Origin of the sequence: Microbacterium laevaniformans (genome assembly GCF_016907555.1) — a bacterium.
Lineage (GTDB): Bacteria > Actinomycetota > Actinomycetes > Actinomycetales > Microbacteriaceae > Microbacterium > Microbacterium laevaniformans.
Genome location: NZ_JAFBCE010000001.1, coordinates 796,585 through 809,415 on the forward strand (window position 1 = coordinate 796,585; position 12,831 = coordinate 809,415).

Consider the following 12,831-nt stretch of genomic DNA (forward strand, 5'->3'; position numbering starts at 1 on the left):
GCGGGCACTGAACCCTTCCTGGAGCCATGAACGATTTCGCGTCGACCCCCGAACTGATCCTCCTGCCCGCCGTCGACGTCGCCGACGGCAAGGCGGTACGTCTGACGCAGGGTGAGGCCGGCACCGAGACGAGCTACGGCGATCCCGTCGACGCGGCGTTGGCTTGGGCGCGCGACGGCGCCCAGTGGATCCACCTCGTGGATCTGGATGCCGCCTTCGGACGCGGCAACAACGCCGCCGTGCTGCGCAAGGTCATCAAGCAGCTCAAGGGCGTGCAGGTGGAGCTGTCCGGAGGAATCCGCGACGATGCGACCTTGGAGGCCGCCCTCGAGTCGGGGGCGAGCCGCATCAACCTCGGCACCGCGGCGCTGGAGAACCCGGAGTGGGCGGCGGACGTCATCGGCCGCTACGGCGACGCGATCGCGGTCGGACTCGACGTGCGTGGAACCACGCTCGCTGCGCGCGGGTGGACGCGCGACGGCGGCGACCTCTGGCAGGTGCTCCAGCGCCTCGAAGACGCCGGGTGCAGCCGTTACGTCGTCACCGACGTCACCAAGGACGGCACGCTGAAGGGCCCGAACCTCGAGCTGCTGCGCGAGGTCACCACCCGCACCGTCAAGCCGGTCGTCGCCTCGGGGGGCATCTCGAACCTCGACGACATCGCGGCCCTGCGCGAGCTCGTTCCGCTCGGCGTCGAAGGGGCCATCGTGGGTAAGGCACTCTATGCGGGGGCCTTCACCCTCGCCGAGGCGCTGGATGTCGCCGCAGGCTGAGAGTCCCGACGACGCCGCAGCCCACGCCTGCGCCGCGGATTCCGCAGGCGTCCCCTGGGAGGGGCGCTCCTTCGAGCCCAATCCGCACGCCGGCGACGACGGCTCTGCAGACGCTGCGCTGCTGTCGGCACTGCTGAGCTTCCGCCGGGGCGAGGGTGATGCTCGTGCGGTCGTCGACGCCTACCGCACGGCACGCCTGTTGATCCCGCTGGTCGCCGAGGCCGGCGATGTGGGCGTCGCCCCGTCCGGCCACACCGTCGACAAGACGCAGGAGCTGTCCATCGTAACGGTCGCCGCGCCCGACGGGCGGCGTGTGCTGCCCGTGTTCACGTCGGTGCGCACGATGGCGGCGTGGGATCCGAAAGCGCGACCGGTGCCGGCCGACGGCATCCGTACCGCCTTGGCCGCCGCTGCCGACGATACGGACCTGATCGTGATCGACCCGGCATCCGAGACCGAGTTCGTTCTGCGTCGCCCCGCGGTGTGGGCCCTCGGTCAAGGGCTGGCCTGGGAACCCGCGCACACCTCGCCGGAGGTCTATGCCGGGCTGCAGGACTCGATCGGCTCCGAGCTGGGCGTGCTCGACCTGTCGGTGGCGCCGGGGGATCCGCAGGCGCGTCTGCGCGGCCCGGAACTGATCGTCCGTCTGCAGCTCGTGGATGGGCTCGACCAGTCTCAGCTCGACGCCACCCTGCAGCGGCTGGCGGCACGGTGGGCCGCCGACGATCGCATTGCGGTGCTGCTCGACTCGCTCACGGTCAAGCTCGTCCGCGGCTGAGCGCCGCGCCGGGTCTCACGTGACGGGCCCGGTCCACTTCTCGCCCGGGCCCTTGCCGATCGGGTCGGGGATGACCGAGGCCTCGCGGAACGCGAGCTGCAGCGAGCGCAGTCCATCGCGCAGTGACCGCGCGTGCATGTCGCTGATCTCCGGCGCTCCGGCCGTGATCAGCCCCGCCAGGGCGTTGATCAGCTTGCGTGCCTCGTCGAGATCCAGCTGCGTCTCGGGATCGTCCGCGAGACCGGTCTTGACGGCGGCTGCGCTCATGAGATGCACCGCGGCCGTCGTGATGACCTCCACCGCCGGCACGTCGGCGATGTCGCGGGTGGCGGCGGCGGAGGCACGCTCCTGTTCCTCCCATCGGGCGAGCCGTTCGGCCTCGTGACGGTCGGGGGAGGAAGGAATCGTGTCCACGTGCTGCTCTCTGCTAGACTGTGCGGGCGCCGGAGTGTTCTGCTCCGGAACGAAAGAGGATCACATCCCACCCGCGCTTGCCGCTCCAGGCTACCGGGTCACGCGCTCCGCCTCGTCCGTCGAGGTTGTCGCACCGAGCAATCGGTGCGGGTGAGGGTGCAGGAACGAAGCCGACGTGCGCGTCGTGCGGGGTGGACGTGACGATCTTCCGCCCGAGACACATCCCTGTGTCCGGTGGCACCCACCCGTACGACTAAGGAGTTCCGCATCAGCGATCCCCGCACCAATGACCGCATTCGCGTTCCCGAGGTCCGCCTCGTCGGACCCGCGGGTGAGCAGGTCGGCGTCGTCCGCATCGAGGTCGCTCTGCGCCTCGCTCAGGAAGCAGATCTCGACCTCGTCGAGGTCGCCCCCAACTCGAAGCCGCCCGTGGTCAAGATCATGGACTACGGCAAGTTCAAGTACGAGGCGGCGCAGAAGGCGAAGGAAGCGCGTCGCAATCAGGCGAACACGGTTCTCAAAGAGGTCCGTTTCCGACTGAAGATCGAAGCGCACGACTACACGACCAAGCTCAAGCGTGCCGAAGGCTTCCTGCAGGCCGGTGACAAGGTCAAGGCCATGATCCTCTTCCGAGGCCGCGAGCAGTCGCGTCCGGAGCAGGGTGTACGGCTGCTGCGCAAGTTCGCCGAGGACGTCGCCGAGTACGGAACCGTCGAGTCGAACCCCACGATCGACGGACGCAACATGGTCATGGTCATCGCCCCGCACAAGAACAAGTCCGAGGTGAAGACCGAGCAGAACGCCCAGCGTGCTGCGAACAAGGAGGCGGCGCGCCAGGCGCGCGGAACCACGGGCGCCGAGCCCGAGGCCGCCCCCGCCGCCGAGCCCGCTCCCGCGGAGTAAGGCCGCCGGCCGGAGGCGCAGCCTCTCGGCCCCCAGAGCTCCCGCCCCGCGGGAACCACAACGAAGGATAGAGACATGCCGAAGCAGAAGACCCACTCGGGTGCCAAGAAGCGCTTCAAGGTCACCGGTAGCGGGAAGATCAAGAAGCAGCAGGCGAACCTCCGCCACAACTTCGAAGGCAAGCCCACCAAGCGCACGCGCCGCCTGTCGGCCGACAAGATCCTGGCTCCCGGCGACGCGAAGGTCGCCAAGAAGCTCCTCGGCATCTGAGCGCTGACGCAGACGAGAAAGTAGAAGAAAATGGCTAGAGTCAAGCGGGCCGTCAACGCCCACAAGAAGCGTCGCGTCATCCTCGAGCGCGCATCCGGTTACCGCGGGCAGCGTTCGCGCCTGTACCGCAAGGCCAAGGAGCAGGTCACCCACTCGCTGGTCTACGCGTACCGTGACCGCCGCAAGCGCAAGGGCGACTTCCGCCGCCTGTGGATCCAGCGCATCAACGCCGCGGCCCGTCAGAACGGCATCACCTACAACCGCTTCATCCAGGGCCTCGGCCTGGCGGGCGTGCAGGTCGACCGTCGCATGCTGGCCGAGCTGGCCGTCAACGAGCCGGCCACCTTCGCCTCGCTCGTCGAGACCGCGAAGAAGGCGCTGCCGGCGGACGTGAACGCGCCCAAGGCGTAATCACTGCCCACACAGCACGAGAAGGGGTGTCCTCCGAACGGGGGACGCCCCTTCTTCATTCCCTAGGATGAGATCGTGCTCGAAAATCCTCGTTCTCCCCGTGTGCGCGCCGTCGCCAAGCTGACCAAGCGCAGCGCCCGACAGGAGACCGGGCTATTCCTGCTGGAGGGACCCCAGGCGGCCCGCGAGGCTCTCGCCTTCCGCCCCGACACCCTCGTCGAGCTCTTCGCCACGCCCACGGCGATGGAGCGACATCAAGACATCCGGGATGCGGCCGCGGACGCAGGCCTGGACATCGTCTTCACGACCGAGGCGGTGCTGGATGCGATGGCCGACACGGTGACCCCGCAGGGGATCGTCGCCGTCGCGCGACAGTCGCCGACGTCACTCAAAGACATCTTCGCCGCATCGCCGACCCTCATCGCGATCTGCGAAGAGGTACGCGATCCGGGCAACCTCGGCACCATCATCCGCGCCGCCGACGCCGCCGGTGCGGATGCCGTCGTGCTGACCGGACGCACGGTCGATCCCTACAACCCCAAGGTCGTGCGCGCCACGACCGGCTCGCTGTTCCACGTGCCCGTCGCCGTCGCCGCGGAGCTGCCGGCCACCGTCGAACGGGCACATGCGGCGGGCCTGCGCATCGTCGCCGCGGACGTCGGGGGAGAGGACTTCCTCGCCCGCCGAGACGTGCTCGCCGCACCCACGGCCTGGCTGTTCGGCAACGAGGCACGGGGCCTGGACGACGATGCGCTGGCGCTCGCCGACCTCTCCCTGCGACTGCCGATCTACGGTCGCGCCGAGTCGCTGAATCTCGCCACCGCGGCGAGCGTCTGCCTGTACGAGACGGCCTTCGCACAGCGCGGCGATCGCTGACGCGAATTGTTCCGGGTCGGTTACGACTCGGTCAAGATCCTGTGCATAAGTTGGTCGTCTTCCACAGGATCTGCCTAGGCTGGCCCGCATGTCGATTCCGAATGCGACCCCGGCGACGTCCAACATCACCGTGCGCCGCGGGGATCCCCTCGTCGTGGTCAGCAACGTCGAGAAGCACTACGGCGACTTCCACGCGCTGAAGAACATCGATATGACGGTCAACCGCGGTGAGGTCGTCGTGGTGATCGGCCCCTCCGGCTCGGGCAAGTCGACGCTCTGCCGCACGATCAACCGCCTCGAAACGATCACGAGCGGCACGATCACCATCGACGGCAAAGAGTTGCCGAAGGAGGGAAAGGCGCTCGCGGCTCTGCGTGCAGACGTGGGCATGGTGTTCCAGTCCTTCAACCTCTTCTCCCACCTCACGATCCTCGAGAACGTCACGCTCGGCCCCATCAAGGTCAAGAAGATGAAGAAGGCGGATGCCGAAGCCGAAGCCAAGGTGCTGCTGGAGCGCGTGGGCGTCGGGCATCAGGCATCCAAGCTGCCGGGACAGCTTTCCGGCGGTCAGCAGCAGCGTGTCGCGATCGCCCGGGCGCTGGCGATGAAGCCCAAGGTCATGCTGTTCGACGAGCCCACCAGCGCGCTCGACCCGGAGATGATCAACGAGGTGCTCGACGTCATGGTCGGTCTCGCCCAGGACGGCATGACGATGATCGTCGTCACGCACGAGATGGGGTTCGCGCGTAAAGCGGCCGATCGAGTGGTCTTCATGGCCGACGGCCAGATCATCGAGCAGGCACGCCCCGACCAGTTCTTCACGGCCCCCACGAGCGACCGGGCGAAGGACTTCCTCTCCAAGCTGATCACGCACTGACCGAGACGTCCGCGCCTGGCACCGGCGCGGTCAACGAGAGATGGATACGAAACAGGAGGATCACATGCTGAAGAAGAACAGAATCGCCGGCAGCATCGCGGGGATCGCCCTCGCCGCGCTCGCCCTCACCGCGTGCAACAGCGGTACGCCCGGCGCGGAGCCGGGCTCCACCGGCGGTGCCTCGGGTGCCGCCGAGAATCCCTGGACGGTCGCCACCGACGTGACGATCGAGGGCAGCCCCACCTTCGACAAGATCAAGAGCTCCGGCACCGTCACCGTCGGCGTCAAGGAGGACCAGCCGGGCCTGGGTTACCTGGACCCGGTGACCAACACGCGCAGCGGCTTCGACGTCGACATCGCGCGCTGGATCGCCGCCTCGCTCGGCGTCGCCGAGGACAAGATCCAGTTCCAGCCGATCGCCTCGGCCAACCGGGAACAGGCCCTCGTGAACGGTGACATCGACTACTACGTCGGCACCTACTCGATCACCGACAAGCGCAAGCAGCAGATCTCCTTCGCCGGTCCGTACTTCATCACCGGACAGGGCCTGCTGGTCGCCGCCGACAACGACAAGATCACGGGCAAAGACTCTCTGACCGCGGACGACACCGTCTGCTCGGCGACCGGCTCGACCTCGATTCAGCGGATCAAGGATCAGACTCCCGCCAAGACCAAGGAGTACGACACCTACTCGGCGTGCGTCGAAGACCTCAAGAACGGTCAGGTCGACGCGGTCACGACCGATGAAGCGATCCTCATCGGGTACGCGGCCCAGGCTCCCGACAAGCTCAAGGTCGTCGGCGAACCGTTCAGCGAGGAGCGCTACGGCGTCGGCATCGCCAAGGGCGACACCGCGCTGCAGACGTTCATCAACACGATGTTCACCGACGGCGGGTCGACCTGGCAGGCGATCTTCGACAAGAACCTCGGCGCCTCCGGTGTGAAGGCGACGCAGCCCCCGGTCGACGCCGCGAGCTGAGCGGGGCCGGCGGCAGCGACGACCGCGCTGCCGCCGGCATCCGGCACCGAGACGACGACAACGAGAACGACGGAAGGCGGGGCGGTGGAGATCATCACCAACAACCTCGATCTCTGGGGCGAGGCGCTCAGAGGAACGATGGTGCTGTTCATCGGCGGTGGCATTCTCGCGCTGGTGCTCGGCTTCATCGTCGGTGCCATGCGCGTCTCGCCGATCCCCGCGGCGCGGGCGGTGGGCACGGTCTACGTCAACTGGATCCGCAACACACCGCTGACCCTCGTCATGTTCTTCTTCGCGTTCTGTCTGCCGATCCTGCTGCGTGAGCGCATCGATGCGATCCTGTTGGCAACGCTCGCCCTCGGCGTCTACACGGCGACCTACGTCGCCGAGACGCTGCGTTCGGGGATCAATACGGTCCCGTTGGGGCAGGCTGAGGCCGCGCGCGCTCTCGGGCTCACGTTCGGTCAGGTGATGACGCTCGTCGTCCTACCGCAGGCGACGCGCTCGGTCATCCCGCCCATGATGAGCGTGTTCATCGCCCTGCTGAAGAACACGACGGTCGCCGCGGGCTTCTCGGTGCTCAACCTCGGCTCCGTGCGCAGCAACCTCAGCGAGCGCGGCGAGAACCAGCTCGTGACGCTTCTGTGGGTCATGGTCATCTTCGTCGCCCTCGTGCTGCTGCTCGCGTGGCTGCAACGGGCGATGGAGCGCAGATGGAAGGTCGCCCGATGAGTTCCGTCCTCTACGACGTCCCCGGGCCGAAGGCGATCACCCGCAACCGGGTGCTCGGTGCGGTGACGATCGTCGTGATCGCGGCGGCGGCGGGATGGGTGATCTGGCGCTTCGCCGCCACCGGTCAGTTCGCCGCCGACAAGTGGGAGATCTTCACCTACGGGACGATCTGGCAGCGTCTGCTCGACGGTGCCCTCGCGACGCTCGCCGCCTTCGCGGCGGCGGCGGCGGGTGCGCTCGCGCTGGGGTTGGTCCTCGCAATCGGGCGTCTGTCGGATCGTGCCTGGATACGCACGCCCGTCGGGTGGGTGACCGAGGTTCTCCGCGCGGTTCCGGTGCTCGTGTTCATGATGCTCCTCTATTACGGACTTCCCGTTGTCGGCATCCGCATGGAGCCCTACTGGGCGGTCGTGATCGCGCTCGTCGCCTACAACGGCTCCGTCCTCGCCGAGGTGATCCGTGCCGGCGTCGAGTCGCTGCCGCGCGGCCAGAGCGAGGCCGGCTACGCGATCGGTCTGCGCAAGGCCGGGGTGCTCCGCCTCATCCTGCTGCCCCAAGCGATCCGCGCCATGATGCCCGTGATCGTCGCCCAGCTGGTCGTCACGCTCAAGGACACCGCGCTCGGCTTCATCATCACCTACCCCGAGCTGCTGTACGTCATCAAGCTGCTCGGCTCGAACGCGGTGTACAGCTCACCGCTGATACAGACGGCCATCGTCGGCGGCACGATCTACGTCGCCATGTGCCTGGCGTTGAGCTACGTCGCGTACCGCATCGAGCAGCGCACGAAGCGTCGTCAGCAGCAGCAGGCCGCGGAAGGAGGCGCGCTGCACCACCCGGTGGGCGCAACGACCGACACCCAGTTGATCGGTCTGCAGCAGGCGACCGATCGCGCCACGGGCAACGAGGGCGGCGGGCCCGGCCGTCTGCCGCGCCGACCGCACTGATCGGCGGGGATCAGCGCGGCGGGGATGGTTGCCCGCCCCCCCCGGTAGACTCCTCTCTTGTGTCTGACGCACCCGAGATCACTCCAGAGAACGTCGATGCCGCTGTCGCGGACGCGCTGTCAGCGGTCGCCGCGGCAGGCTCCACGCTCGAGCTGAAGACCGCTCGTGCCGCTCACGCCGGCGAGGGCTCGCCACTCGCCCAGCTGAACGCCCAGCTGCGCCATGTGCCGAACGATCAGAAGGCGGCGTTCGGCAAGCTCGTCGGCCAGGCTCGCGGCCGCCTCGCGCAGGCGCTCGCCGCCCGCGAGGAGGAGCTCGCAGCCGCGGAGTCTGCTGCCCGGCTCGAAGCCGAGCGCGTCGACATCACCGCGATCTCACCGCGAGCGCGTGTCGGGGCTCGGCATCCCGTGTCTCTTCTGCAGGAGGAGATCGCCGACCTGTTCGTCGGCATGGGATGGGAGATCGCCGAGGGGCCCGAGCTCGAGCACGAGTGGTACAACTTCGACGGGCTGAACTTCGACATCGATCACCCGGCGCGCCAGCTGCAGGACACCTTCTTCGTTGATCCGATCGCGCGGCACCTCGTGCTGCGCACGCAGACCAGCCCGGTGCAGATGCGATCGATGCTCGAGCGCGACCTTCCCATCTACGTGCTCTCGCCCGGACGTGTTTACCGCACCGACGAGTTCGATGCGACGCACCTGCCGGCCTTCCACCAGTTCGAGGGCCTCGTCGTCGACAAGGGCATCACGATGGCGAACCTCAAGGGCACGCTGGATCACGCGGCGAAGGTGCTCTTCGGCGCCGAGGCGAAAACGCGCTTTCGCACCAACTACTTCCCCTTCACCGAGCCGTCCGCCGAGCTCGATCTCTGGCACCCCACGTTCAAGGGCGGGCCGCGCTGGATCGAGTGGGGCGGCTGCGGAATGGTCAACCCGAACGTGCTGCGCGCGGCCGGGATCGACCCCGAGGTCTACTCGGGGTTCGCGTTCGGAATGGGCATCGAGCGCACGCTCATGTTCCGCTCGGACGTGCAGGACATGCGTGACATGGCCGAGGGCGATGTCCGCTTCAGTGAGCAGTTCGGAATGGTGGTCTGATGCGCGTCCCTCTGTCGTGGCTGCGTGAGTACGTCGAGCTTCCCGAGGGCGCCACGACCGACGACGTCTTCGCGGCGCTCGTGTCGGTGGGCTTCGAGGAGGAAGAGGCGATCGGCTTCGAGATCAGCGGACCGGTCGTGGTCGGCCAGGTGCTCTCCTTCGAAGCGGAGCCGCAGTCCAACGGCAAGACGATCCGCTGGTGCCAGGTGGATGTCGGCGCGGCGAACGGTGGCGTCCGCGGCATCGTCTGCGGCGCGTCCAACTTCGTCGAAGGGGACAAGGTCGTCGTCTCCCTGCCCGGTGCCACCCTTCCGGGGCCCTTCCCGATCTCCGCGCGCAAGACCTACGGTCACGTCTCGGACGGCATGATCGCCTCGGCCCGCGAGCTCGGGCTGGGTGACGAGCACAACGGCATCCTGCGGCTCGTCGAGCTGGGCCTCGATCCGGAGGTCGGCACCGACGCGATCGCCCTGCTGGGCCTCGACGACGTCGCCGTCGACGTCAACGTCACCCCTGACCGTGGCTACGCCCTGTCGATCCGTGGCATCGCCCGTGAGTACTCGCACGCGACCGGTGCCGCCTTCTCCGACCCCGCCGCCCACGCGTGGGACGACGTCCAGCCCGGCTCCGGATTCGCGATCGTCGTGGACGACCGTGCGCCGCTGCGCGGCCGCGTCGGGGCCAGCGAGTTCGTCGCCCGCGTGGTTCGCGGGGTCGACCCGGCGCGGCCGACACCGCCCTGGATGGTGGCGCGGTTGGCCCTCGCCGGCATCCGCTCGCTCGGCATCCTGATCGACATCACCAACTACGTCATGCTGGAGCTCGGCAACCCGATCCACGGGTACGACCTCGACAGGCTGCAGGGCGGCATCACCGTCCGGCGCGCCGGCGAGGGGGAGAAGCTCACAACCCTCGACGGCAAAGAGCGCACGCTCAGCGCCGAGGACCTGCTCATCACCGACGATTCCGGCCCGATCGGCCTCGCCGGCGTGATGGGCGGCGGCACGACGGAGATGACGGACGCCACGCGCAACGTCCTCGTCGAGGCGGCGATTTTCGATCCCACCACGATCGCCCGGACGGCCCGTCGCCACAAGCTGCCCTCGGAGGCCTCCCGCCGCTTCGAGCGCGGCGTCGACCCGCTGCTGCCGTTCGTGGCAGCCCGCCGCGTCGCCGACCTCATGGTCGAGCTTGCCGGCGGCACTCTCGATCCGGAGTTCGGCGGTGCGGTGTTCGGCGAGGTCGTCGTCGACGGCATCGAGCTGCCTCGGCCCTTCATCCCGGGCCTCATCGGCGTCGACTACACGGATGCCGAGATCATCGACGCGCTGGAGATGGTGGGCTGTGAGGTGACCGACGTCGACCAGGCCTTCGCCGAGGCCCTGGTGCTCGACGGGGAGGAGCCGGCGGACATCCCCGGTGGGGGATGGTTCGTCATCCCGCCGACGTGGCGTCCGGACCTCACCGACAAGTGGACGCTCGCCGAGGAGGTCGCGCGCATCCACGGACTCGAGCGGATCCCGTCGGTGCTGCCGACTCCGCCCTCCGGTCGCGGCCTCACACCGCTGCAAAAGGGGCGACGTCGCGTGGCCAACGCGCTCGCCGCCGCCGGCTTCGTCGAGACTCCGTCCTTCCCGTTCTCCACGGCGGAGGCCAACGCGCTGCACGGGTCGGCGTCGGGGGACCCGATGGCGTCCGTCAAGCTCGCGAACCCCCTCGACGGCCAGGCTCCGTATCTGCGCCGTTCGCTCGTCCCGGGGCTGCTTCAGGTCGCGCACCGCAACCAGGCGCGCGGCTTCGCCGATCTCGCGCTGTTCGAGACGGGGCTCGTGTTCATGCCCGAGGAGGGCGTCGTCTACGGCACCGACACCGTGCCGCCGCTGGCCGTGCGTCCGGACGACGAGACGCTCGCCGCTCTGAACACCGCGCTGCCGCCGCAGCCGCGCCACGTGGCCGTCCTGCTCACCGGCGACGTCGTGGCCAAGCAGCCCGGCCACAGCCCCGTCGCCGCCGACCTCTCGGACGTCCTCGGCGCCGTGCAGGCTATCGCGGCCGGCGCGGGCGTGCGGATCGAGGTCGCGCAGGGGCAGCGCGCCGCGCTCCACCCCGGCCGTGCGGGCATCCTGACGGTCGCCGGTCAGGAGGTCGGCTACGTCGGACAGGTGCTGCCGCAGGTGGCCGCCGACGCCGACCTGCACGGAGCCGTCTACGTCGCCGAGCTCGACCTCGACCTCATCCTGCGCCTCGCGGGTGCGCCCGACGTGGCGCCGTCGCTGTCGGGGTATCCGGCCGCGACGCAGGACGTCTCCCTCGTGGTCGCAGAAGACGTCGTCGCGGGAGATGTCGAGTCGGCACTGCGCGAGGGCGCGGGCGCGTTGCTGGAGGCCGTTCGCCTCGTCGACGACTACCGCGGCGGCGGGCTCGTCGAGGGCACCAAGAGCCTCACGTTCGCGCTGCGGTTCCGGGCACCGGACCGCACGCTCACCGCTGCCGAAGCCACGGAGGCCAAGCTGGCCGGCGTGGCGGTGGCCGCCGAGCGTTTCGGGGCGAGCATCCGGGAGTAGTGCGGCCTCGGGGTCCGTTCACCGCGACCCCCAATGCCAGGCGGGAACGTCTATGAACCCTTGGCCGACGACGGCGGTGCCGTTCTGATCCTTGCGCAACTCGACGCGAGCCGTCGCCGGGAGTGCCTCGACCAGCTCCCGCGCGTGCGAGACGACGAGCACCTGCGTGTGCTGGGCGGCATGCTGGATCAGCCGGGCGAGGGGTGCGAGCAGCGACACATGCAGGCTCGCCTCCGGCTCGTTGAGCACCAGCAGCGGCGCGGGCCGCGCCGGCAGGAGGGCCGTGCACAACAGGAGATAGCGCAGCGTTCCGTCCGACAGTTCCGCCGCCTCCAGCGGGCGGAGCAGGCCGCTCTGGTGCAGGACCAGACGGAACAGGCCCTCGTTCGCCTGGACCTCCACGCGGGACCCCGGGAAGGCGTCGCGGACGGCCCGGTCCAGGGCGTCGCCGTGGCCGGCATCCACGATCGTAGCCCACGTGGCCGCCAGCGTCGCCCCGTCGTGCGACAGCGTCTGGGTGCGCGTCCCGACCTGCGGCCGGCGCGCGGGAGCCTCGGCATCCACGCGGAAATGGTCGTAGAACCGCCACCCGCCCATCGTGCGCCGCAGCGCCAGCAGCTCGGGCGCGGTATCGCCGTCGGCCAGGTCGGTCACGATGCTCTCGTAGGGCGCGAGACGCTGGTCGAGCTCGGTCCATCCGCCCTCGCGCACACGTGTGCTCTGTCGCCGCCGATCGATCAGCAGCGCCGCGGGTTTGGCCACCGGACCGGCGAAGACCTGCTCGCGCTTGATCTCCGGGTCGCGGGCGAACGGGTTGGCGACGGAAGGGTCGGACTGCGGGATGCCGAGGTCGATGAGGTAGCCGAGCTCGTCGGAGGAGAACCCCAGCCTGAGGGCGATCGGGCCACGGCGCACCGTGCCCTGAGTGCCGCCGTTCTCCGGACCCGCCCACAGGACGGACGGCAGTCCTCCCTCGCGCGCCACGGCACCGATCACCTCGCCACGCGCTGCGGCGGCGAGAAGGCGCAGTGCGCGGTAGAGGTTGGACTTTCCCGACCCGTTGGGGCCGGTGACCACGGTGAGCCCGCCCAGAGGCACCACGACATCCCGGAGGGAGCGGTAACCGGCGACGGCGAGGGTCTGCAGCATGCGGTCATCGTGCCGGAGCCTTCCGACACCCCGCAGAGGTCGGGCTAGGCTCGGCGGG

Annotated in this window: 14 protein-coding genes; 12 read left to right on the forward strand and 2 right to left on the reverse strand. The window is 69.1% G+C overall.

Annotated elements, in window-relative coordinates; all coding sequences use genetic code 11:
• Positions 1-26: 26 nt before the first annotated feature.
• Together priA and JOE53_RS03640 are read left to right on the forward strand one after the other, a co-directional pair.
• Positions 27-773 carry a bifunctional 1-(5-phosphoribosyl)-5-((5-phosphoribosylamino)methylideneamino)imidazole-4-carboxamide isomerase/phosphoribosylanthranilate isomerase PriA gene (gene priA, locus JOE53_RS03635; protein WP_121190519.1) on the forward strand — a complete coding sequence of 249 codons (747 nt, stop codon included), beginning with the start codon at positions 27-29 and terminating at the stop codon, positions 771-773.
• A complete protein-coding gene (locus JOE53_RS03640; RefSeq protein ID WP_204946815.1) occupies positions 757-1,551 on the forward strand; it encodes an SseB family protein in 795 nt (264 codons plus the stop codon). The genes priA and JOE53_RS03640 overlap by 17 nt, the downstream gene beginning before the upstream one ends.
• Positions 1,552-1,566: 15 nt before the next feature.
• On the opposite strand, the gene JOE53_RS03645 is transcribed toward JOE53_RS03640, so the two are convergent.
• Entirely contained in the window at positions 1,567-1,965 is a 399-nt protein-coding gene (locus tag JOE53_RS03645) for a DUF1844 domain-containing protein (protein ID WP_061682104.1), read from the reverse strand.
• Between the two features lie 234 nt (positions 1,966-2,199).
• Here JOE53_RS03645 and infC point away from each other — a divergent pair, with 234 nt between their 5' ends.
• The 10 genes from infC (at position 2,200) to pheT (ending at position 11,624) form a co-directional block, all read left to right on the forward strand.
• The gene (gene infC, locus JOE53_RS03650; protein WP_005048905.1) at positions 2,200-2,868 is read left to right on the forward strand and encodes a translation initiation factor IF-3; all 669 of its coding nucleotides are present in this window, start codon (positions 2,200-2,202) and stop codon (positions 2,866-2,868) included.
• A 75-nt stretch (positions 2,869-2,943) separates the two neighbouring features.
• A complete protein-coding gene (gene rpmI, locus JOE53_RS03655; RefSeq protein WP_005048908.1) occupies positions 2,944-3,138 on the forward strand; it encodes a 50S ribosomal protein L35 in 195 nt (64 codons plus the stop codon).
• Between the two features lie 30 nt (positions 3,139-3,168).
• Positions 3,169-3,549: a 50S ribosomal protein L20 gene (gene rplT, locus JOE53_RS03660; protein WP_005048911.1), complete on the forward strand. Its 381-nt coding sequence runs from the start codon at positions 3,169-3,171 to the stop codon at positions 3,547-3,549.
• A 75-nt stretch (positions 3,550-3,624) separates the two neighbouring features.
• The gene (locus JOE53_RS03665; RefSeq protein ID WP_005048914.1) at positions 3,625-4,425 is read left to right on the forward strand and encodes a TrmH family RNA methyltransferase; all 801 of its coding nucleotides are present in this window, start codon (positions 3,625-3,627) and stop codon (positions 4,423-4,425) included.
• An 88-nt stretch (positions 4,426-4,513) separates the two neighbouring features.
• Complete coding sequence (locus tag JOE53_RS03670; RefSeq protein ID WP_005048918.1) at positions 4,514-5,302, forward strand: amino acid ABC transporter ATP-binding protein; 789 nt, start codon at positions 4,514-4,516, stop codon at positions 5,300-5,302.
• A 64-nt stretch (positions 5,303-5,366) separates the two neighbouring features.
• Positions 5,367-6,281, forward strand: coding sequence for a glutamate ABC transporter substrate-binding protein (locus JOE53_RS03675; RefSeq protein ID WP_005048921.1), 915 nt, complete (start codon positions 5,367-5,369; stop codon positions 6,279-6,281).
• Between the two features lie 84 nt (positions 6,282-6,365).
• Positions 6,366-7,013 carry an amino acid ABC transporter permease gene (locus tag JOE53_RS03680; RefSeq protein WP_061682097.1) on the forward strand — a complete coding sequence of 216 codons (648 nt, stop codon included), beginning with the start codon at positions 6,366-6,368 and terminating at the stop codon, positions 7,011-7,013.
• Positions 7,010-7,960 (forward strand): amino acid ABC transporter permease, encoded by a 951-nt coding sequence (locus tag JOE53_RS03685; protein WP_233449475.1) that lies wholly within the window; start codon positions 7,010-7,012, stop codon positions 7,958-7,960. The genes JOE53_RS03680 and JOE53_RS03685 overlap by 4 nt, the downstream gene beginning before the upstream one ends.
• Before the next feature lie 59 nt (positions 7,961-8,019).
• Entirely contained in the window at positions 8,020-9,060 is a 1,041-nt protein-coding gene (gene pheS / locus JOE53_RS03690) for a phenylalanine--tRNA ligase subunit alpha (RefSeq protein ID WP_005048929.1), read from the forward strand.
• Positions 9,060-11,624, forward strand: coding sequence for a phenylalanine--tRNA ligase subunit beta (pheT, locus tag JOE53_RS03695; protein WP_204946817.1), 2,565 nt, complete (start codon positions 9,060-9,062; stop codon positions 11,622-11,624). The genes pheS and pheT overlap by 1 nt, the downstream gene beginning before the upstream one ends.
• Positions 11,625-11,642: 18 nt before the next feature.
• Here pheT and JOE53_RS03700 read toward each other — a convergent pair whose 3' ends face one another.
• A complete protein-coding gene (locus JOE53_RS03700; RefSeq protein WP_204946818.1) occupies positions 11,643-12,773 on the reverse strand; it encodes an AAA family ATPase in 1,131 nt (376 codons plus the stop codon).
• Positions 12,774-12,831: the final 58 nt, after the last annotated feature.

Bases quoted from the DNA above. Each gene is read 5' to 3' on its own strand.
- priA (WP_121190519.1), top strand. From the start codon at position 27: ATGAACGATTTCGCGTCGACCCCCGAACTGATCCTCCTGCCCGCCGTC.
- JOE53_RS03640 (WP_204946815.1), top strand. From the start codon at position 757: ATGTCGCCGCAGGCTGAGAGTCCCGACGACGCCGCAGCCCACGCCTGC.
- rpmI (WP_005048908.1), top strand. From the start codon at position 2,944: ATGCCGAAGCAGAAGACCCACTCGGGTGCCAAGAAGCGCTTCAAGGTC.
- rplT (WP_005048911.1), top strand. From the start codon at position 3,169: ATGGCTAGAGTCAAGCGGGCCGTCAACGCCCACAAGAAGCGTCGCGTC.
- JOE53_RS03670 (WP_005048918.1), top strand. From the start codon at position 4,514: ATGTCGATTCCGAATGCGACCCCGGCGACGTCCAACATCACCGTGCGC.
- JOE53_RS03675 (WP_005048921.1), top strand. From the start codon at position 5,367: ATGCTGAAGAAGAACAGAATCGCCGGCAGCATCGCGGGGATCGCCCTC.
- JOE53_RS03685 (WP_233449475.1), top strand. From the start codon at position 7,010: ATGAGTTCCGTCCTCTACGACGTCCCCGGGCCGAAGGCGATCACCCGC.
- pheT (WP_204946817.1), top strand. From the start codon at position 9,060: ATGCGCGTCCCTCTGTCGTGGCTGCGTGAGTACGTCGAGCTTCCCGAG.
- JOE53_RS03700 (WP_204946818.1), bottom strand. From the start codon at position 12,773: ATGCTGCAGACCCTCGCCGTCGCCGGTTACCGCTCCCTCCGGGATGTC.